At 54.2% G+C, this 19379-nt stretch carries 19 protein-coding genes and 1 pseudogene; 11 read left to right on the plus strand and 9 right to left on the minus strand.

Features of this window, described 5'->3' with window-relative positions:
- The first annotated feature begins 4 nt into the window (after positions 1-4).
- The 7 genes from J7M22_14350 (at position 5) to J7M22_14380 (ending at position 6317) form a co-directional block, all read left to right on the plus strand.
- The gene (locus J7M22_14350) at positions 5-757 is read left to right on the plus strand and encodes a metallophosphoesterase family protein (GenBank protein ID MCD6507786.1); all 753 of its coding nucleotides are present in this window, start codon (positions 5-7) and stop codon (positions 755-757) included.
- 3 nt (positions 758-760) lie between these two features.
- Entirely contained in the window at positions 761-1774 is a 1014-nt protein-coding gene (locus J7M22_14355; protein MCD6507787.1) for a zinc-dependent alcohol dehydrogenase family protein, read from the plus strand.
- A 54-nt stretch (positions 1775-1828) separates the two neighbouring features.
- On the plus strand, positions 1829-2065 hold the full coding sequence (locus J7M22_14360) for a hypothetical protein (GenBank protein MCD6507788.1): 237 nt from the start codon (positions 1829-1831) through the stop codon (positions 2063-2065).
- A 657-nt stretch (positions 2066-2722) separates the two neighbouring features.
- Positions 2723-4567 (plus strand): hypothetical protein, encoded by a 1845-nt coding sequence (locus tag J7M22_14365; protein ID MCD6507789.1) that lies wholly within the window; start codon positions 2723-2725, stop codon positions 4565-4567.
- A 14-nt stretch (positions 4568-4581) separates the two neighbouring features.
- Positions 4582-4812, plus strand: coding sequence for a DUF2281 domain-containing protein (locus J7M22_14370; GenBank protein MCD6507790.1), 231 nt, complete (start codon positions 4582-4584; stop codon positions 4810-4812).
- Positions 4806-5150: a type II toxin-antitoxin system PemK/MazF family toxin gene (locus J7M22_14375; GenBank protein MCD6507791.1), complete on the plus strand. Its 345-nt coding sequence runs from the start codon at positions 4806-4808 to the stop codon at positions 5148-5150. Before J7M22_14370 ends, J7M22_14375 begins: the two co-directional genes overlap by 7 nt.
- Positions 5151-5162: 12 nt before the next feature.
- Positions 5163-6317 (plus strand): ABC transporter permease, encoded by a 1155-nt coding sequence (locus J7M22_14380; GenBank protein ID MCD6507792.1) that lies wholly within the window; start codon positions 5163-5165, stop codon positions 6315-6317.
- Here J7M22_14380 and J7M22_14385 read toward each other — a convergent pair.
- From J7M22_14385 to nagB, 6 genes are read right to left on the minus strand one after another with little or no spacing between them, the layout of a single operon-like run.
- A complete protein-coding gene (locus J7M22_14385; protein MCD6507793.1) occupies positions 6295-7635 on the minus strand; it encodes a sn-glycerol-1-phosphate dehydrogenase in 1341 nt (446 codons plus the stop codon). The genes J7M22_14380 and J7M22_14385 overlap by 23 nt on opposite strands.
- A gap of 23 nt (positions 7636-7658) precedes the next feature.
- Positions 7659-8654, minus strand: coding sequence for a UPF0164 family protein (locus J7M22_14390; protein MCD6507794.1), 996 nt, complete (start codon positions 8652-8654; stop codon positions 7659-7661).
- A complete protein-coding gene (locus J7M22_14395; protein MCD6507795.1) occupies positions 8654-8926 on the minus strand; it encodes a hypothetical protein in 273 nt (90 codons plus the stop codon). Before J7M22_14395 ends, J7M22_14390 begins: the two co-directional genes overlap by 1 nt.
- A 14-nt stretch (positions 8927-8940) precedes the next feature.
- Entirely contained in the window at positions 8941-10203 is a 1263-nt protein-coding gene (locus J7M22_14400) for a hypothetical protein (GenBank protein MCD6507796.1), read from the minus strand.
- Positions 10204-10231: 28 nt separating this feature from the next.
- Positions 10232-11242, minus strand: coding sequence for a phosphate acetyltransferase (gene pta / locus J7M22_14405; GenBank protein MCD6507797.1), 1011 nt, complete (start codon positions 11240-11242; stop codon positions 10232-10234).
- 21 nt (positions 11243-11263) lie between these two features.
- Positions 11264-12058 (minus strand): glucosamine-6-phosphate deaminase, encoded by a 795-nt coding sequence (gene nagB, locus J7M22_14410; protein ID MCD6507798.1) that lies wholly within the window; start codon positions 12056-12058, stop codon positions 11264-11266.
- A gap of 195 nt (positions 12059-12253) precedes the next feature.
- Here nagB and J7M22_14415 point away from each other — a divergent pair, with 195 nt between their 5' ends.
- Positions 12254-12673 carry a UPF0236 family protein gene (locus J7M22_14415; protein ID MCD6507799.1) on the plus strand — a complete coding sequence of 140 codons (420 nt, stop codon included), beginning with the start codon at positions 12254-12256 and terminating at the stop codon, positions 12671-12673.
- Here the strand turns inward: J7M22_14415 and J7M22_14420 are convergent.
- Positions 12615-12803 (minus strand): annotated as a pseudogene (locus tag J7M22_14420) (transposase). The gene J7M22_14415 and the pseudogene J7M22_14420 overlap by 59 nt on opposite strands.
- A gap of 141 nt (positions 12804-12944) precedes the next feature.
- On the opposite strand from J7M22_14420, the gene J7M22_14425 reads away from it, so the two are divergent.
- Complete coding sequence (locus J7M22_14425) at positions 12945-13283, plus strand: hypothetical protein (protein ID MCD6507800.1); 339 nt, start codon at positions 12945-12947, stop codon at positions 13281-13283.
- A 250-nt stretch (positions 13284-13533) separates the two neighbouring features.
- Positions 13534-14535, plus strand: coding sequence for a PD40 domain-containing protein (locus J7M22_14430; protein MCD6507801.1), 1002 nt, complete (start codon positions 13534-13536; stop codon positions 14533-14535).
- A 91-nt stretch (positions 14536-14626) separates the two neighbouring features.
- Here the strand turns inward: J7M22_14430 and J7M22_14435 are convergent, their stop codons facing one another.
- On the minus strand, positions 14627-15019 hold the full coding sequence (locus J7M22_14435; GenBank protein ID MCD6507802.1) for a DNA-binding protein: 393 nt from the start codon (positions 15017-15019) through the stop codon (positions 14627-14629).
- Positions 14985-17315, minus strand: coding sequence for a hypothetical protein (locus J7M22_14440; GenBank protein ID MCD6507803.1), 2331 nt, complete (start codon positions 17313-17315; stop codon positions 14985-14987). Before J7M22_14440 ends, J7M22_14435 begins: the two co-directional genes overlap by 35 nt.
- A 209-nt stretch (positions 17316-17524) precedes the next feature.
- On the opposite strand from J7M22_14440, the gene J7M22_14445 reads away from it, so the two are divergent.
- Positions 17525-19375, plus strand: a complete 1851-nt coding sequence (locus J7M22_14445; GenBank protein MCD6507804.1) for an alkaline phosphatase family protein — start codon at positions 17525-17527, stop codon at positions 19373-19375.
- Positions 19376-19379 lie beyond the last annotated feature (4 nt).

Here is a 19379-nt window from a genome sequence, read left to right on the forward strand (position 1 = left end):
AAGGATGAGATACCTGATAATGGGCGATATCCATGCCAATATGGAGGCCTTCGAAGCCGTCTTGAAAGAGGCTATGGGGTTTTCGCCCGATGTATGCCTTTTTCTAGGCGATGCCGTCGGATACGGTGCTGATCCGGATGAGGTCGTGATGAGGTTGCGGAGGTTGATCCCTCAATTTTCTAAATTCTTCGCCGTCAGGGGGAACCACGATAAGGTTGCATCCGGGGTGGAGGAGGGGTGGAGTTTCACCGAGCATGCCCGTAAGGCGGCGCTGTGGACGAGGGAACACCTCTCACCGACGAACAGGAGCTACCTGAGGAGGCTGCCTCAAGGCCCAGTGGGCGTCAATCCCTCCATACAGATCTGTCACGGATCGCCGATGGACGAGGACCTTTACATACTCAATAACTTCAGAGCATTGAACATTCTGAGCTATGACGAACACAGGATCACCTTCTTCGGCCATACGCATGTGCCCGTCGTATACGAGCTTCTCGGCGACCACTTTCACGTCAACCTGCCCTCAGGCGATGAGAGCATATTCAAACTCCATCCCGAAGGCAGGTATCTGATCAATCCCGGATCGGTGGGCCAGCCGAGGGACTTCAATCCCAAGGCCAGCTTCGCGGTTTATGATGACGATGAGGAAACGATCACGATAAAGAGGGTGAGCTACGATATCGAAAGGGCGGCCGATAAGATCGTAAAGAGCAACCTGCCGGGCGTGAACGCCGAAAGGCTTTTCATCGGGAGGTGAAGGATGAGGGCGATAATCTTTCCCAGGCCGGGCGAGATCGAGCTTAAAGATGTGCCCGATCCCGTCCCCGCCCCGGATGAAGCGGTGATCAAGGTCAAGGCGTCCGGAATCTGTGCAACCGACATACATATCTGGTTCGGTGAGTTTATAGCCACCTACCCCGTTATTCCGGGCCATGAGTTTTCAGGCGAGGTGGTCGAGGTCGGCGATAAGGTGACGGCTTTCAAGGTGGGCGATAGGGTGGCCGTGGATCCTTGCATCTACTGCCATAGCTGCCCCGCATGCAGATCACATGCCGAAAACTTCTGCCATAACTTCAAAGCCTATGGGCTTCAACTCAATGGCGGATTTGCCGAATATGTGGCCGTTAAGGAAAGCAACCTATACCGGATAGATGACCTCTCCTGGGAGGAGGGGGCGATGGTGGAGCCGCTGGGATGCGTGGTCCATGGGTTGAACCAGGTGGCGCCGATCAGGCCGGGCGGACACGGGTTGATCTTCGGAGCCGGACCCATCGGGCTTTTGAACATGCAGCTCTACATGCATAGCGGCCTGAGCACCGTTACGGTGGTGGATGTGATGAAACATAAGCTTAAAATAGCCTCTGATTTGGGAGCAACGCACGCCATCTTAGCCGATAATTCCCTCAACGAGAAGCTCAGAGAGATCCGCCCGGAGGGATTCGATCTGGTGATAGACGCTACGGGAAATCCGAAGGTCGTTCAATCGGCCTTCGATTACGTAGCCGATAGGGGCAAGATATTGATCTTCGGCGTCTGCCCACCTGACTCGAGAATCACCATCTCGCCGTATGAGATCTATAAGAGAGAGCTTAAGATCTACGGGAGCTTCTCCCTGCTTTACACGGCCGCTCAATCGGTGGATCTTCTCAGATCGGGAAGGATCAAGGTTGAGCCTCTCATCTCCCACCGTTTCACGCTGGAGAGGTTCGTCGAGGCGTTCGAGTTAAAGAGAAATAATCCCAAACCGATGAAGGTTATGATAGTTGAAGCTTGACGTGAGCTGTATGATATTCTATATTAAAGGCAGATAAACGCTGGAGGTGATCAGATGAAGGGCGTTTACGCCGCTGCGGTGGTTCTGGCGATGTTGTTCGTCTCCCAGGTCTTTGCCGCTAACCTCTGGTATGACAACTTCAACGACAACAAGCTCGATCCCAAATACATCGTCAAGTATGATCCACAGGAGGCGGGTAACGGCGCCAAGCTTCCTCGGCAAACTTACCACCACCTGGGGCGCCATCAAATTCAAGCGCTCATATTATCGCTAAGTGTAGCAAAGATCTGAGAGGTTAGAAGTGCTTATTTCTCAGGATGAAAAGGAACGAGGAACTAGGAGCGAGGAACGAGGAAGCACCTTGATTTCGAATTGCGAATTTCGGATTTCGAAATTCGAAATTTGCATACTTTCGTTCCTGGTTCCTTTCTCCTCGTTCCTCCTCATGGCCCTTAGGGAATCACTATGATCTCAATTCAAATTCTGGTTCTTCCCCTATTCCTTTTCTCAGCGGATCTCATCCCGAATGGAGGTTTTGAATCCGGCCTTTCGGGATGGAATAAAGTATGGACTCGTGAGCCTGGAACAGGTCAAGTTTTCCTAGATGAGAGGATCCGTCATAGCGGGAAACGATCTGCCAGGATAGAACATAAAGGCGAAAAGGACTGGAGCTTTGACCCCGACCTGCGTCTCCGGGCCTGTCCGGGCGACCTTTTCAAACTCAGGGCGTGGGTGAAGATCAAAGGAAAGGGATCAGTAACGCTCTGCGTTGTGACATACAATGGGAAAGGTGATGTCATCAAGTGGGTCTTCGCCCCAAAATCAGTTCGGGGGACGTGCGATTGGCATCCGCTATATACGAGATTTGTTATACCGCGGGGAGTCTCTAGAATCCATCCTCGCTTGATCGGAAGCGGTCCAGCTATAATATGGCTGGATGATTTCTCGATGGAAAGGGAGGGCAACGTGATGGAGATGCGGGATGAAGGGATGCCGTCGACGTTGAGTTTGAGCAATAAAACCATCTCGGTCACGCTCCACACCGACGATGCAGCCCTCTCCGTGCTCGATAAACGCACCGGGGAGATCTGGACTCAACGTCCTAAAGGTCAGGACGTGATCCTCAGGAGCGCAAGGATGGTGGATGATAACATAGAGATGGAGCTGTTCCACGTCCCCTCGGCCCTAGAGGTGAAGGCGACTCTCAAGCTCGACGGCGATCTGCCGGAGTTCACCCTTTCGCTGTCGGCCAAAGGGGATCTGCTGAGCCCCCTCAGGTTTCCACATCCCTTTGTGACCGATCCCGGCACCTACCTTGTCATTCCGATGAACGAGGGGATCTCCTATCCCGTCGATGATGAGAGCATCCCGCCCATGAGGCTCATCGCATACGGCGGACATGGGATCTGCATGGCGTTTTGGGGGACGACGGACGGTGGGAGAGGTTATATGGCCATAATTGAAAGCCCTGATGATGCCGCCATACGGATAGATCGGGTGGAGAGCAGGCTATGCGTTGCGCCGGAGTGGGACGCACAGAAGGGGAAATTCGGCTATAAACGCTGGCTCAGATATGTCTTCTTCGATAAGGGCGGACATGTCGCCATCTGCAAGCGATATCGCTCCTATGCCAGGGAGATCGGGCTTTTCAAGACGCTTGAGGAGAAACGCAGGGAAAACCCAAATGTGGATCTTCTCATCGGAGCTGTGAACGTATGGTGTTGGGAGAGAGATGCTCTTGCGATCGTTCGGGAGATGAAATCGCTGGGGATCGACCGGATCCTGTGGAGTCATAGGGAAAAGCCGGATGTGATCGAAAAGATGAACGAGATGGGGATCCTCACCAGCCGATACGATATCTATCAAGACGTGATGAATCCTGAAAACTTCAAGCATCTCCGAGGCGTACATCCCGATTGGCCCACGGAGGCCTGGCCGAAGGACATCATAATCGGTCCGGACGGCGATTGGGTGAAGGGATGGCGGGTCAGGGGAAAGGACGGCAGATGGTATCCGTGTGGTGTGCTCTGTGACAGACAGGCCCTTAAATACGCCCGAAAACGCATACCCGAGGAGCTTAAAACCCATCCCTACCGATGCCGATTTATCGACACCACCACTGCATCCCCCTGGAGGGAGTGTTATAGTCCGGATCATCCCATGACCAGAAGTGAGAGCAGACATTGGAAGATGGAGCTTTTGAGGTTCGTCTCCCAGGAGATGGGATTGGTATGTGGAAGCGAGACGGGACATGATGCCGCCGTGCCCTATGTGCACTATTTCGAGGGAATGCTGAGCCTCGGCCCCTATAGGGTGCCGGATGCGGGACGCAATATGCTTAAGATCTGGGAGGAGGTGCCCGAAAGGGTGGCCAAGTTCCAGCTTGGACATCGATACCGACTCCCGCTTTGGGAACTCGTCTATCATGACTGCGTTGTGGCACAGTGGTATTGGGGAGACTACAACAACAAACTGCCGGCGCTCTGGGACAAGCGAGATCTCTTTAACATCCTCTACGGCACGCCGCCCATGTTCATGTTCAACAGGGAGATATGGAATCGCTACAGGGATCGTTTCGTCCAGAGCTACAAAAACGTCTGTCCCGTGGCCCGTGCTGTAGGATATGCCGAGATGACCGACCACCGCTTCCTGACCCCTGATCGGGATGTTCAGCAGACGCTATTTTCAAACGGGGTTATCATCACGGTCAACTTCGGCGATAAACCCTATCATCTGCCCGACGGGACCGAGGTGCCGCCCATGGGATTTCACGTAGCAGGTGTAAACAGATGAAGGGGGCAGGGAAAATGGCTGTGCGCGATATAACTATCGCTAAGATTCGGCAATTACCCGAATCCTTAGTTCAAGAGGTAAGCGATTTCATCGATTTTCTGCTGATGAAACATGATAAAACACGCTGGCTGTTATGGATACATTTCGCTGAAGCCTTAGAGCTAGCCGAATCCGATTTTGATGAATATCTGGCTAACCTGGAGAACTATGAAGATCGCCTTGCGCGTGGGGAAATCCAATGGTGACTATACATCGTGGTGACGTGGTACTATGTGACTTAAACCCGATAGTCGGTACAGAACAATCGGGTATACGGCCCGCCGTTGTTGTTCAGATTGATCGTGCGAACGCTGTAAGCCCTCATACGATCATCGTGCCTTTTACAACAAAAATCCGACGAGCTCTTTTGCCTTCTCACGCCTTTGTTCCCGCAGGGATCGGAGGTCTGAGCAGAGATTCGGTAGCACTTTGTGAACAGATCCGTGTGATAGATAAGCGAAGAATCATTAAAGTCCTTGGTCACTTGGATAATCCATATCTCGAAGAAATAGCGAAGGCCTTGCGTACGATCCTTGGATTATAAAGGTGGGATGAGATGAGAAGGATATTTCTGAAGGACATGGCGTATCACAAGGGCAGGGTAGCGCTTACCACCCTCACCATCATGGCACTTGTTATGCTGATTCTTCTGATCGGCGGCATAATGAACGGGTTGCGTTGGGAGGCGAGGAGATATCCCGAATACACGGGCGCCGATATCTGGGTCTCAAGCGAGCGTTCTGGCGGCGTGTTCGTGGGGTTTTCCATACTTAACCCCGAATATGTGGAGCCGGCTTTGAGGGATGAAGGGCTGGATAAAGATTCGATCTCGCCCCTTATCTTCGCGCAGGTGCAACCCCTTATCCACGGAAAGGAGACCAAGGCGGTTGTGGTGGGGTGCAGGATCGACAAGCTGGGCGGTCCCAAGAAGAGAGATATCATCACGGGAAGGCTCTTCACGCCAGGGCCTAAGGGATATGCGCCGGAGGCCAAGCTCCCACCGCCTGAGGTCGTGGTGGACGAAAGCGCCGGATTGGAGGTTGGGGAGACAGTAGAGCTATGGGGTAGGCAGTTCAGGGTTATCGGCAAGGTAAGACACCTTTTCTTCGTCTTCGATGTCCCCATAATCTTCATGGATCTCTCCCAGGCGAGGATGGGGATATTAAAGAACGCCATCTACGTCAACAGCTACATCGCAAAGGTCAAGCCCGGATATTCGCCCGATGAGGTGGCTGCCCGCCTGGATAAAAACGCCGATGTTCTCGAGGCCGTTGAGGTGAAAAGCACAGATCAGATCATAAGGACGATCTTGCGTAACTACGTTGATGAACCGATGAAAGGGGTTCAGTTCCTCAGGATCGTCCTCTGGATCGCCTCCGGATTGATCGTGTTGATGATCACATATGTTACCACGCTCGAAAAAACACGTGAGATAGGGATACTCAAAGCGATTGGAGCTACGAACCGATACATCATCTCGATGACGATGAAACAGGTGTTGCTCATGACGGGCGCGGGTCTCACGTTGGGGATACTGTTGGCGAGGTTGGCGGTCTACGGTTTCCCGATCTTCGTCCTGATAAACTGGAAGGAGGCGGGACTGGCTGCCGGAGTAACATTGGCCGTCTGTTATGCAGGTGGATACTGGGCTGCCAGACGAGTTTTGTTCGTCGATCCGATGATAGCCTTCAGGGGAGAACTGGAGACATAACCTCCTCGATCCGATCCGGAAGGATGCCGACGAGATAGGCCATATCCAGAATCGTCCATCTGTTCCTTATCTCCCTGGCGTGTAAGACGGCTTCCCTGAACTCCTCCTCGCTCACTCCTATCTCATCAATCCTCGTCGGAGCGCCTGCGGTTTTCAAATTCTCCAAAATCTTATGAGGTGGGACCCAACTTTCGAGTATCAATCCTCTGATATGATCCCATTTCTTTTGTATCTTGCCTAAAACACGTTTCATCTCATCAGGAGGGAGCCATTTCCCCTTGAACTCTTCCAGCACCTCCTCCGCCATACCGCCGTATCTTTCCTTGAACTCCCCGATCCTTTCCCCGGGTGGCCGAAACGCCGAGGGGTTGGGCTGCCATTCCTCAGGTGACATCTCCAGCCAGATGCCGTAAATCTTCGAGGTCACTATGGTCCCGATCCCGACCTGTTCCCCGTGCATGGCGGGAGTTCTTTCGGATCGATGTGCCTGCATATCGAGCCAATGGGAGATGAGATGTTCCCCGCCTGAAGCCGGGCTTGAGCTTCCGGCTACGGTCATGCTGATTCCGGATTCGATCAGGGCGTCCAAGAGGAACGCAACCGCGTCGGGATCGCCTCGCTTTATACCTTCCAATCTTCCTTCCAGTTTTCTCTCAGCCGAAGATACGCCCATCCGCGGCAGGGGGCAGTAGTATCCGCCGAACAGAAGGCTTGAAAGATGCCAATCTAAGTCGGCGACCGTCTTGGACTGCAGATCCGCGTATCCGGACGAGTTCATCCTGGAGGGCGCCGAGGCAACTATATCCGGTTCGGTTGCAACACCCAAGGGCGGACGCGCCGGCAACGTTCGTTTTACGCCATGCACCGATAATGCGGCTATCGAGGAGGTATACCCGTTCATGCTCGCCGCCGTCGGTATGACGATATAGGGTTTCCGCGCCTTGTATGCCCCCCATTTGGCCAGATCGTTGACCGTTCCACTTCCCACCGCCACCACACCTGATACATCTCTGCCCGCGGAGAACACCTCTATACCCAGCTCCTCGGTAGCCCGGGAGGATGAAGGGAAGATCATCTCCATAACATCAAATCCCGCCCCGATGAGTCTCCTCTTTGCTCTTTCGCCCGCGACGCGGTATGTCGTCTCATCGGCGACGAGCAACACCTTCCCGGACCATTCTTCCTCTTTTAACCTCTCCGGAAGTCTCCCCAAGGCCTCAGGTTTCAGGTCAACCCATTTTGTCGGGATGACATGTTCGCGCCCGCAAAGCTCACATCTCCATCGTCGTCCGAGCATATCACGGAATCTAAAGCTCATGGTTTCCCTCCTGGCTAAGGTGGCTAGAAGCTTAAGGTGAGCGATGCCCTGTGTGCGTCGCCCAGATCACCGTATGAGATGAAAGCGTAATCTATCCTATAGTTTCCGGATCTATATCCTATTCCGCCGCTGAGCCTTGAAAGACCGGATCGATCGGGATCCGTCCGATATCCCACCCTAAGTGAGAATCCATTGGCCATTTGATATTCCGCTCCCAATCTGAACAGATTTGCTCCGCTGGAAGGCAGATCAGCCTCACAGGCCAGTATAAGTCTGTTTTCGGGGGGAGGTCCGCCTTCGGCGACAGCTCTTCTACGTCCTTTGAACTTCAACTGGTAGCTAGCTCCGAAGGCGATTTCGGTGGGGATGACGGCGGTTTTCGATGAGAATCCCTCCGCGCTGAACTTCACGTCCCTATAGCAGACTCCTACCCTCAGATCGGGAAGCGGCGTTTCGTAGATAAGGCCAAAAGAAAAGGATGAGCCCTGTCTTTGGTATTGGGGCATAGAGGAAGACGTCCCTTCGAAGGAGAGGCCGCTGCGAGCCAGCTTGAAGGTCGTTCCCAGCCTTACATTCATCATCGGAGCTGTTCCGAGGCCTACCTGAAAGAGGGTATCGGAATAACTGAAGGTTCCATCCTCCGCGTATCCCCACGCTCCGGCGCTTGACTCGACCGTTCTGACATCGGGGGGAGCATGGAGGTATGAGATGGAGGCGGCGACGGTGAAGAGATCGGCTATGGGCTGGGCGAAGCTGATCCATTCGTATCGTATGCCTCCGAACCACTCGTAATGCGATGCCATCAGTTGTGGAGAGTTCAACCCACTTAGACCGGCGGGATTGAGGGATAAGGAGGAGATATCGTCGGCCATACCGACACATGCCTCTCCCATACCGGACGATCGGACTCCCATGGATATCCCCATCACCTGGAAATCCACCGTTCCTCTCGTTCCCTCCTCCGCGGCGGCTGGGAAGATAAGGATGATGGACAGTATCAACGCCAGCAGAACACGCATTATCTGACGCCCCCTCCTTCAACCGATTTTAACCTCAATTTGAGCTCATCGAGGGCCTTGTTGAGTATCTCCACCTCGTTCTCCTTGGCCTTCAGTTTCTCTCTTGCGTTCCTCAGCTCCTCGGCCAGCCTCTTGCGTTCGGCCATCTCCTGTCGATACATCCTCTCCATCCGCTTGAGCTTGACGCCGTAGAAGGTGGAGAGAGCAGCCAGAAATATGAAGATAGCGGCCACCGTCGCCGAGATTATGTAGAAGGTTCGGTTGGTGAACATTCCGATGTCTGGTGTTATCTCCTGCTTTTTCTTATGAGCTTATCCCTTTCCTCTTTCGTCATCTCATAGAGGAATCTGAACAGCTCCACATCTTCCTCTGTTAGCTCCACCTTACGCCTGGCCATGGCAGCTCTAGCGGTCTCTATGCCGTGTTTCAGTCCCATACCCCTGCTGAACCTATTCCTGAAGAACCAGGTGAACGAGGGGATGAACTTGGGCAGCAGTTCTCCGGCTGCCGGCAGGATGTTACACATCATCCCCACGACGCTTCCGGTGGTGAACAGGGAACCGAGACCTGTTTTCGTGTGATCTCCGACGAACATCCCCACCTTCATCTCGTTCGAGTCGACCAATTTCCCTCTGATATAGACCTGAACCTGGGTGTAGTCGTTTTTGAGGTCGCTGTTGGTGGTGAGCGCCCCTAAGTTCACCCACTCACCTATGTAGGCATGTCCTACGAATCCGTCGTGATATTTGTTCGAGTATCCGTGGAAGATCGATTCCTCGACCTCACCTCCTACCCTGCAGACGGGACCGATGGAGGTGCCCTCTCTGACCTTAGCGCCGACTATCATCGTGTCTCTTCCTATGTATGCCGGACCTTCAACGCGCGTGTGAGGATAGATCTTGGCGCCCTCATCCACGTAGACCGGGCCCTCAGTTGTATCGAGCACGACGAACGGCTGAACCTCAGCCGTCTCGGCGACGAAGACCTTATCCTTATCGCCGTATACGACGGCATATTCGGCAAATTTGCCGTAGATCCCGCTCCGGCCGAACGACTCGAAATCCCATCTCATCGCATCAGGGTTGTAATTGATAAGCTCCCACGGATATGAAAGCAGCGCCGTGTCCATCTCCTCCTTCGGCAGGGAGGATCTCAGATTCTCCAGAAGCTGTGGAAGGGTATCGGCCCTGTTTTCCTCTACAGTCTGCCGCTTTGCCCTGATATAGACCACCTCATCCCCCTTGATGCCGACCACCTCGTCTCCCTCAAGGGAGATCTCGCCATATCTCATCAGCCATCGGCCGTTTAAAAACAGGGTATCATCCTTCTCGAGGTAGCTCAGATCGTTTATGGCGTTGACGCTGACCCTTTTTTTGAACGTCGGGACGAGGTAATCCCTGAGGAAAACGCAGACCTCCGTTTCCGGGAAGTTCCTTCTGATCCTCTCAAGTAGGCTTATATAGCCACATCTGAGCTCAAACGTCGCCCTCGTGAGGGTAAGAGGGAAGAAACAATCAAATTTTTCATCTTCAAACACGCAGATTCTCATTGTTATCCTCCATGGTTAAGATTATCCTTTATCCGATTTCCCTCTGGCTTTTCTGCCCCTGAACGACAGTCACGGCGACGACGCCGACTATATCCTGAACGCTCGCTCCCCTTGAAAGGTCGTTCACCGGTTTTGAGAAACCCTGAAATAGCGGACCGTATGCCTCCGCGCCGGCCAGATACTGTGTGAGCTTATAGGCGATATTGCCGGCGTTAAGATCGGGGAATATCAGAACGTTCGCCCTACCCGCCACCGGACTTTCATCTTTCACCTTCCTGGCCGCCACCTCAGGGACTATGGCCGTATCAGCCTGAAACTCACCGTCTATCAGCAGATCCGGAGCCTTCTCTCTGGCGATCTTAAGCGCCTCGATGACCTTATCGGCGAGCGGGTGAGCGGCACTGCCCCTGGTCGAGAAGGAGAGCATGGCAACCTTTGGCTCCCATCCCAGCAGCTCTCTGGCGCTCTGGGCTGAGGCCACCGCTATCTCAGCCAGCTCCTGGGGGGAGGGATCGACGTTTACCCCGGCATCGGCGTAGATGAAGGCGCCATCCTCACCATATGGGCAGCCGTCAACATACATGATGAAGAAGCTGGACGGGATGGTGAACCCCTCCCTGAGGCCTATCACCAGGTGTGCGGCCCTTATCACGGCGGCCGTTATACTTGCGACTCCGCCGATCATCCCATCGCAATCCCCAACCCTCACCATCATAGCGGCGAAGTAAAGCGCCCTTCTCATCAACCTCTTCGCCACCGCCTCGGAGGCATCGGGCCTTACCCTGAGATATTCGGAGATGTATCCCTTCATATCGGGAAATCTGCGGGGATTGACGATCTCAACCCCTTCTAGGGAGCACCCGATCTCCTGGGCGAGCTTACCGAGCTTCTCCTCATCTCCAATAAGCACCGGATATGCGATCCCCTCCCTGACAAGGATCTCCGATGCCCTTAGCACCCTTTCGTCCTCGCCTTCCGGTAGGGCAATCCTCTTGGGGTCTCTCTTAGCCTGCTCTATGATCTTCCGGATCGGGTTCAAGATGCACCTCCGCTCTGTGCTTTAAACGATAGAGCTTCCCAGCTCCTTCCACATCCTCTCGGCATAGAGGTAGTAATCCTTTCTCGCCAGTTTGCTCGCTGCTCCCTCATCTAGAACGACTATGGTGTTAGGGTGGAGCTGGAGTGCTGAAGCGGTGATCTGATTTGTGATGGGACCTTCAATCGCCTTGGCCACCACTTCGGCCTTTCTCTCACCGTTTGCAAGCAACAGGCAAGTCCTCGCCTCCAATATCGTCCCAACCCCCATGGTGATGGCCGCCCGCGGCACCTCATCGAGGGAGTCGAAAAACCTGGAGTTGTCTATCCTGGTCTGCTCATCCAGTGCGATAAGTCTGGTTCTCGATGCTAAAGATGAGCCGGGTTCGTTGAAAGCTATATGTCCATCTCCGCCTATTCCCAAAACCTGAAGGTCTATGCCGCCCGCATCCTTGATCATCTTCTCATAGTTACGGCAGTACTCTTCGATATCCTCCATCGGGACGGTTCCGTCGGGGACGTGGGTGTTTTCAGGTTTGATATTTATGTGGTTGAACAGGTTTTCGTTCATGAAGTATCGGTAGCTTTCGGGGTGGGTCGGCGGAAGACCATAGTACTCATCCAGGTTAAAGGTGATAACGCTGGAGAAGTCCAGATGTTCCTCCCTATGCATCCTGATCAACTCCTTGTACATACCGACCGGTGTGCTGCCGGTAGCCAACCCTAAAACGCAGTTCGGCTTCCTCCTCACCAGGGATGCTACGATCTGAGCGGCGGTCTTCGACATCTCCTCATAATCCTTTCTGATCAGAACCTTCACCTCAACCCTCCTTCAGGTTTTTTCGCCTTAAAGGCGGGACAAGTATATCATAAAGGAGGTAGCGGAGTCAACGGACCGCCGTAAAGTGGGTGCATAAGAAATTTATCGGTAACAGGAGGACAAGAGAGGGATGACAAGATAGATGGGATTATGTCAAAATAAACTCCGAAACCAAAATGGTTCCGGAGGGAAAAAATGACCATAGAAACAATAACACGATACCTTCAAGAGAGTCAAGCCCTTGAGGAGAGAGTCCGTGGAGAAAGCTTCCAACAGATAGAGAGAGAAGTCTTTCTATACGTGAAGAGGATAGGAGTAGCTCTTATGACAAGCATTCTCAACAGGCTATCACATGAAGATCATGAAGAGAGGAAAGGAGAATATGAAGGGGAATTTCAAGGGTATAGGAGGAGGAAGATAAGAACGATAATGGGAGAAGTTGAGTATAAGAGAGCCTATTACTGGAGCAAAGAGAGAGGAGGATATGCGCCATTTGATCAGAAACTGGGCCTGGATGGAGGGAACTTATCACCCTGGCTGAAAGAGGGGGTAACACTGCTTGCTCCAGCGCTTTTAGTTTCATGGCCTGGTCTTGTGAAAACCCCTGGTATTTAGATTTCCACTTAAAGAAGGTTGATTGTGACACCCCATATTTCCTGCATACGGCGGCAATGGTGGTGTCAGGTAGCTGTGATTCAGCCAGTATCTTTATGATCTGGTCTATACTGAACTTCGATTTGCCCATTCTCCTGTCCCCCTTTATCTGCGTTATATTCTTCCATACTCCACTCAATTTGTTCCAGTTTTTGGGGGGCAGGTCAATCCAAAGGGTAGGAAGCAATACAACGGTAGGGTTGAAAGGAGCTTCAGAACTGATGATGAGGAGTTGTATAGACCCTTTCTGATGGAGATAGAGGATGTGGATCAGTTCCTCTCATTTGCTCAGAGTTGGCAGAATTTCTACAATAATGAGAGAGCTCATTTCGGAAGGGGGATGGATGGTTTATCTCCCATGGAGTTTCTGAGGAAGGAGGGGTATGATTTCCCTGACACTATAGGTTCATTCCCTGTTATGGTGTTGGATGAGGTGGCGTTGGAGGTGCAGGTGAAGTTCTATCAGATGGGTGGTAACGATCTATTGGCACAATACATTTGTCCCGATCTGATTTGCCACCAGTTTGAGATAGAGACGTGGAAATCAGATATGAAGCGTGATACGGACTAGTGAGAGGAGATACTTTCAGCCGCTGATCTACTATTTTGACTGATACGGTCTACCGGTGTATAATTTAAACAGGTGGAAGGAGAAATTCTGGAAACCCAAGTAAGCTCGGAAGGCGGAAGATGCGGATTACAAGATCACTTTCGCCACGGGAGATGGCAGCATCAGTGTCGCCTGACGGAGGGAGGATGGCTTCTAAGGGCTTGGGGAATGCTTTAAATCCGATGATTAGGAACTCAGGGGGGAGATAGCGGTGAATACGGCGAGGGAAATAATCTGTAGAGCAATTGTGCTTTCTATCCTTACCTTCCTCTGCCTCACCCCATCGATGGCGAAGATAAAGCCTCCGAGGGACATCAAACTCGTCTTCACGACGAAGCTCACGACGCAGACCAGCGACATATTTCTGCTTGAGAGTCTCGACGGTAAGCCTATCAACCTGACCCAAAACCCCGCTCCCGACTCCTATCCCAGATGGTCTCCAGATGGGAGGAGGATCGCCTTCGTCTCCGAAAGGGACGGTGATGAGGAGATCTACATCATGGATATCAAGACCCGTAAGGTCGAAAGGCTGACCCACCATCCAGGGGGAGATAGGTATCCGACGTGGTCCCCGGATGGCAGAAAGATAGCGTTCCTCTCAAGCGGTGAGAACGGGAAGTGGGATTTACGGCTCATAGATCTGATCACCCGTAGGGTTAAGATCCTCTCAAAGGTGGTGACGGGATCTTTCGACTGGCATCCGGATGGGAGGAGATTGATCCTGGGTCATCGGGATTCGAGGAGCTTTTACTTTCTGGATGTGAATCGGGATCAACCCGTCCGGGATTTCCAGGAGATGGAGAGGGTGTCCATACCTCATATCCTCTCGCAGCTTTACAGCCTCTCCTGTTGCCGGGATGGGGTGAGGATAGCATATGGGGCGAGCGAGACGTCGGCGATATCCGACATACACGTCCTAGATCTGAGAAACGGCAGGTATAAGAACCTATCAAAGTTGGCATTGAAACCTCCCGGCAGATACGATAACGATCCGAGATGGACGCCCGACGGGAAATTCATCCTCTTCTCGTCGAACAGGGACGGGAACGGAAGCGAGGTGGATATATACCTAATGACGGATGAGGGTGAGATCGCTGAGAGGATAGAGCTTGAGGGGACAAATTACTTTCCGGACGCTTTCGATCCCAAATATGCCTATCCCGTCCCCGATCTCACGCTGAGGCTAAGCCTGTGGGGCTTGATAAAAAGATGAGGATTATCCTCTCTCACAATCTGAACGTCGCGCTGTCTCTCCTTACGTCAGCGATAGCTGGCGTATCTCATGGAACAAAAAGGGCCTTGCTTTATGATTTCTTTGGGCCGAGCAGCCTGATCCTCCTCTCAACGTCGGGATAGCGGGTCATCCTCAGCTCGTTGAACTTCAAGATGACAAGTTCCGCTAAATAGAGCACCTCGCTTCCCTCCTCCAGATGACCGGAATAGACCTCCTCATCCCTGTATGAGATGACGACATGAAGATGCGGTTCTCCGTCAGCGATCACCCCGCTGACGGAGACCAGCTCCAACGGCTTTTCGATCGTGAAGAATCTGTTCTGGGGCGGGAAATCGGTGTGCTCTATGTGATGCAGATGACAGGATTTCAATGTCCCAATTCCCGAAACCACCACGCCGTTTTGGATGTCGTGCTTGCGGATAGCCTCCTTAACGGACTCCAGCAACATCTCGCCGGGCTCCAACCCTATCCTCGGCGGAAAGCAAAGCGCCGTCCTTATATCTGGGAGTCCCCTCTCGATGGATCAGCTCAGCTCGATCGGCCATCTCCTCAGGCGATCCCTCGAAGAGAAAGGGTACCCCATTCGAGGGCCGCATGCGGGCAGCTCGATCCGCCTCCTCCCGTTCCCTCCACGTATAGAGCCTTCCCACCATCAGCGAGCTGGTACGGCCGATCATGCCGATCTCCTTACCGCCCCCCGGCTCGAACAGCGTCCACAAAGCCGCGTGAAAGGCACGGGTGGCCACCTCTTTGAACACCTTCTCACCCGTCAACTCGTAGGCGTAGGCCAGACCGGGCGCCACCATCATGTTGATATAGTGCGGGTATACGTCCTCGCGGTGTTTCCGATTGAAAGCGTTCCACTCGTAGATGAAGGCCTCGATGTTCTTAACCCACATAACCTCGACCAGGAAACGGCTGATATTCACGATCGCCTCCTCAGCCGCCGGGTCGCCCGTGAGACGATGGTAACGCTCCAGCCCCTCCAACACCACCCCTAACATGAAGGGCTTGCTGCCATCCTCCTGGCAGATGCGCCACCATCGTATGGGATTTCCGCCGATATGGGAGATCTCCTCCAGCTCGCGATCCGGGTCAGAGGTGAAGCGCGCTAAGAACGCCACCATCTGCCGCATCTTGTCCAGCAGTTTCGGATCACCCGTGACCTCAGCTACGCCGGCCAGCGCCACCAGAGGCCAGCCTACAGCCCGTTCACACCCCAAAAAGTGTCTACGGACGGCATCGTCGCCTTCTCCGGCGAATATGCCCACGAGGAAATCGGCGAGGGAGCGAGCCGCCTCCCAGCTCCACACATCCCCGTAGAGCAGGTAATTCAGGAGGAGGCCATCGGTCCAGTAATGTCCGAGTTCGCCGCCGGAGGGACGATGGCCGGCGTGATCCTCAGCTTGGTCGTAGTAACCGTGGAAGCGCATATCCCCATTCGTGGCCTTGCAGTCCACATCGGCCATGTGTACGGCTGAGTGGTAACCCACCTCGCCGTAAAGCGGATTGCCGGTACGGATGAACTGTAAAAAATAAGCATAGGGGGTATCGTATTCGTTATCCGCGTACATCCGATACTTGCTTCCATATGCCCCCAAAGCCATAGGCCAGTCGCCGTAGTGCTGTAGGCCGAAGTAATCCGCATCCTGATGCTCCTCGTCGTCCAAAGCGACCGGTGCACCTCGCTCGCCGCCCTTCTCCCTCTCGAGGGAGGAGAGCCGACCGCCCTCCAAACAGGCGGTGATGGCCCGTTCATATCCGGGGAAGAGCTTCCGGGTCCGTTCAGAGGAGGCCATCAGCGGTCCGAAGACCTGCGTGGCACAGGCCCGTTCGGGGTCCAAAGACCAGGAGATAGGCCGAACATCCTGTGACCTCAGTGCGATGCGCACCGAGTGGCGGAAGCTCGTCCCGCCCTGCACCGCGAGCGGCTCCGCCTCCGCGGGAAAGAAGCTCAGATGCACCTTTTCCCCTTCGACGGAGATCGAAAACGGGGCTCGCTGCCAGCCTTTCTCCAGGATCACGAAGGCATTTTGGCCCCTAAGCGCCGCCCGCGGATGTCCGGCCACTTCAGGGGCATCGTCGAGGATATAGAAGCCGGGACGCAGAACCGTCAGTTTCCCGTGCACGCCATCCAGACCCGGCCATGCCCAGCCCCCCGTGCTGAACCGCAGAGTGGCGCCCAGCTCACGCAACCGACATCGTCCCTCCGTCAGAAAGCTGATACGTTGTTGCCAGTGCAGAAGGGCATTGACCGGATCCACCCGTAGCAGATGATCGAAGCGCAAACCCTCCCTTCGCCGCTGACGCAGGCGCAGAAGCGGCGCTATCGGACTGGATTCCACCAGTTCCAAATCGTATTCCCCATGACACTCCAGCTCAGGATCGGTCCGAACCAATCCCGGATGAATCTCCACCCTCTCATCCCCCACCTCGAACGTCCAGAGGGCATCGGAACAGATGAGGCGCGCGTTCCCCAGCTCTATCGAGCTATCATCCTTTAGCTCGATGGAATCGGAACGTATCTTATCGGGTATAAGTTTCAGCTCAGAGCTCTCCCCGTCCAGCCGGGCATGGATGAAGATCCATTTGACGCTGCCGTCGGGCCAGCGAGCCCGCTCCTCCCACCACAGCGGTAAGGGTTTCCCCCGTTGATCCATCAGCATGAAGCCGCCGCCGGATTCCACCTCGCCCATGGCAAAGGGAATCCCGCACAGCAGCAAACCGTTTTCCGTTGGATTGTGAACCGTTATTCTCATTCGTCATCTCCCCTTTTACCCTTCCTCCCCGGTCGCTCAGCTCCGAGGAAACCACCCCCGTCCATCCATGAGGTTAAATTTCACATGTGATCGCCTTGAATTATACAACGAATGACGGAGGGAGAGGAAGATTTTATTTGACATGTGATGGGAAATCCGTTAGATTTAGATCGATTGAGAGATAGGATTGAGCAAGGAGGTATTGAGGGATGTCAAAGGCGAAGAAGCTCGTCGTAATCGGTTTCGACTCGGTTTCACTGAAGACCCTCGAGCAGTTTGTGAAACGAGGCGTTATGCCAACCGTGGGACGGTTGATGCGTGAAGGTTGCGTCACTCAGACGTGGCCTTGCTTCCCTATGGAGACGGGGACGAACTGGGCGTGTCTGGCTACCGGTGCATCGCCGTGGGTCTCAGGCTGCAACATGTCAGTTCATTTCCCGGGCACGCCGCTAAATCAAAGAAGCAGCGGATTTCCCTCGTCGGTCTGCAAAGCTGAACAGCTTTGGACAACGGCTCACAAGGCAGGCAAACGCTCCATCGTGTTCGATTGGCCGCAGTCATATCCCCTGAAATTCGAGGATGGCATCATTCACGTCGGGGAGGACGGCCGCCCCGATAACGCCATACGCGCTCTGCAGGAGGTTCGAGCTTATATGACGCACCCGAAGAGGCCCGGTCCCCATGTAACGCAGATTCAACCGCGTCCCGCTGAAGGTTGGAGGTACGCGCCGGAGGATGCCCTCGAGTTTGAGGTCAAGATTGAGCCGGGACCGATGAGCCGATACAGGAAAGTTGATCCGCTATACGCTCTGATCCTGAAGGGGGAGAGAGGCTATGAGAGCGTGTCCCTTTATCCCTCACGTTCATCCGCTGAACCTATACTTTCCCTCCAGACGGGTCGGTGGACTCAATGGGTGAAACATACCTTTATAGCGGATGGCACGCCCGTCGTCGCAGGGCTGAGAGGCAAATTGCTGAAATTATCGCCTGATGCCAGCGAAGTTCACCTGTATCTCAGCGAGATCTACCCGATAGACGATTTCGTCCACCCCGCCGCTCTGGCGCCCGAACTCGTGGAACGGTGCGGACCTTTCATCATCCAGTGCTCACGCCAACAGGTCGTCCTAGGGGGAGCGTCGGACATCGCCACATATTTCGATGAGCAGGAGTATCTCGCCCGATGGTGGCGCAATGCCGCTGAATATATCCTCAGCAATTACGATTGGGATCTCTTCATGCTCAAATGGCATGGGCCTGACTGGACGAACCATCTCGCCATGTATATGATCGATCCCCGCCACCCGATGTATAGGGAGGACCGAGCGGAGGAGGGGTGGGCGCTGTGGGACAGGCTCATGAGCTGGGGCGATGAGATCGTAGATAAGGTGATCCAGGCGGCCGGCCCGGATACGCTTGTGGCGCTCGTGTCCGACCACGGCGGCGATACCATGCTGCCCGGTATCGGCGTCCACAGCAATCCCAACAGGGTCCTGCGGGAAAACGGCTGGCTGGTCTACAAGGAGAAGGGTGGAATCGACTGGACCAAAACCAAGGCGTTCGGCGTCGAGCATTATGTATACCTCAACGTGAAAGGACGCGATCCCCAGGGGATCGTCGAGCCGGGGGATGAATATCTCTCCCTGAGGGATGAGATCATCGAGGCGCTGCTCGAGGCGAAGGATAGCTCGGGACGACATCTTTACAGGGTGGTGCTTCCGATGGAAGAGGCCGGGCGATTGGGAGTTGGCGGCGACCGGGTGGGTGATATCTTCATGATCCCCTCCAAGCCTCATCCGCTGGCCAGGATCTCCAAAGAGGAGTTCTGGAAGACGCACTCAGAGGAGGAGACGGGGACGTGGGACTGGCCGCGGCTCAATTCGGGGACTCATTCGGACGATTCCTACTTCATCCTTCAAGGTCCGGGCGTGAGGAAGGGGTATCGCCGCGAGCGACCGACGCTCATCACCAGCGTTGCTCCCACCCTTGCCGTGGCCTGGGGCATTCCGGTGCCGGCGGATGCCGATGGGAGCGTGCTATGGGAATTCCTTGAGAGGGGGTGAACCG

The sequence above is a fragment of the Candidatus Poribacteria bacterium genome (genome assembly GCA_021162805.1).
Classification (GTDB): Bacteria; Poribacteria; WGA-4E; order B28-G17; family B28-G17; genus JAGGXZ01.

What these genes read in the sequence shown, in the direction of transcription:
- J7M22_14350 (MCD6507786.1), top strand. Translation starts at nt 5, where the DNA reads ATGAGATACCTGATAATGGGCGATATCCATGCCAATATGGAGGCCTTC.
- J7M22_14355 (MCD6507787.1), top strand. Translation starts at nt 761, where the DNA reads ATGAGGGCGATAATCTTTCCCAGGCCGGGCGAGATCGAGCTTAAAGAT.
- J7M22_14360 (MCD6507788.1), top strand. Translation starts at nt 1,829, where the DNA reads ATGAAGGGCGTTTACGCCGCTGCGGTGGTTCTGGCGATGTTGTTCGTC.
- J7M22_14365 (MCD6507789.1), top strand. Translation starts at nt 2,723, where the DNA reads ATGGAAAGGGAGGGCAACGTGATGGAGATGCGGGATGAAGGGATGCCG.
- J7M22_14370 (MCD6507790.1), top strand. Translation starts at nt 4,582, where the DNA reads ATGGCTGTGCGCGATATAACTATCGCTAAGATTCGGCAATTACCCGAA.
- J7M22_14375 (MCD6507791.1), top strand. Translation starts at nt 4,806, where the DNA reads ATGGTGACTATACATCGTGGTGACGTGGTACTATGTGACTTAAACCCG.
- J7M22_14380 (MCD6507792.1), top strand. Translation starts at nt 5,163, where the DNA reads ATGAGAAGGATATTTCTGAAGGACATGGCGTATCACAAGGGCAGGGTA.
- J7M22_14385 (MCD6507793.1), bottom strand. Translation starts at nt 7,635, where the DNA reads ATGAGCTTTAGATTCCGTGATATGCTCGGACGACGATGGAGATGTGAG.
- J7M22_14390 (MCD6507794.1), bottom strand. Translation starts at nt 8,654, where the DNA reads ATGCGTGTTCTGCTGGCGTTGATACTGTCCATCATCCTTATCTTCCCA.
- J7M22_14395 (MCD6507795.1), bottom strand. Translation starts at nt 8,926, where the DNA reads ATGTTCACCAACCGAACCTTCTACATAATCTCGGCGACGGTGGCCGCT.
- J7M22_14400 (MCD6507796.1), bottom strand. Translation starts at nt 10,203, where the DNA reads ATGAGAATCTGCGTGTTTGAAGATGAAAAATTTGATTGTTTCTTCCCT.
- J7M22_14415 (MCD6507799.1), top strand. Translation starts at nt 12,254, where the DNA reads ATGACCATAGAAACAATAACACGATACCTTCAAGAGAGTCAAGCCCTT.
- J7M22_14440 (MCD6507803.1), bottom strand. Translation starts at nt 17,315, where the DNA reads ATGAGAATAACGGTTCACAATCCAACGGAAAACGGTTTGCTGCTGTGC.
- J7M22_14445 (MCD6507804.1), top strand. Translation starts at nt 17,525, where the DNA reads ATGTCAAAGGCGAAGAAGCTCGTCGTAATCGGTTTCGACTCGGTTTCA.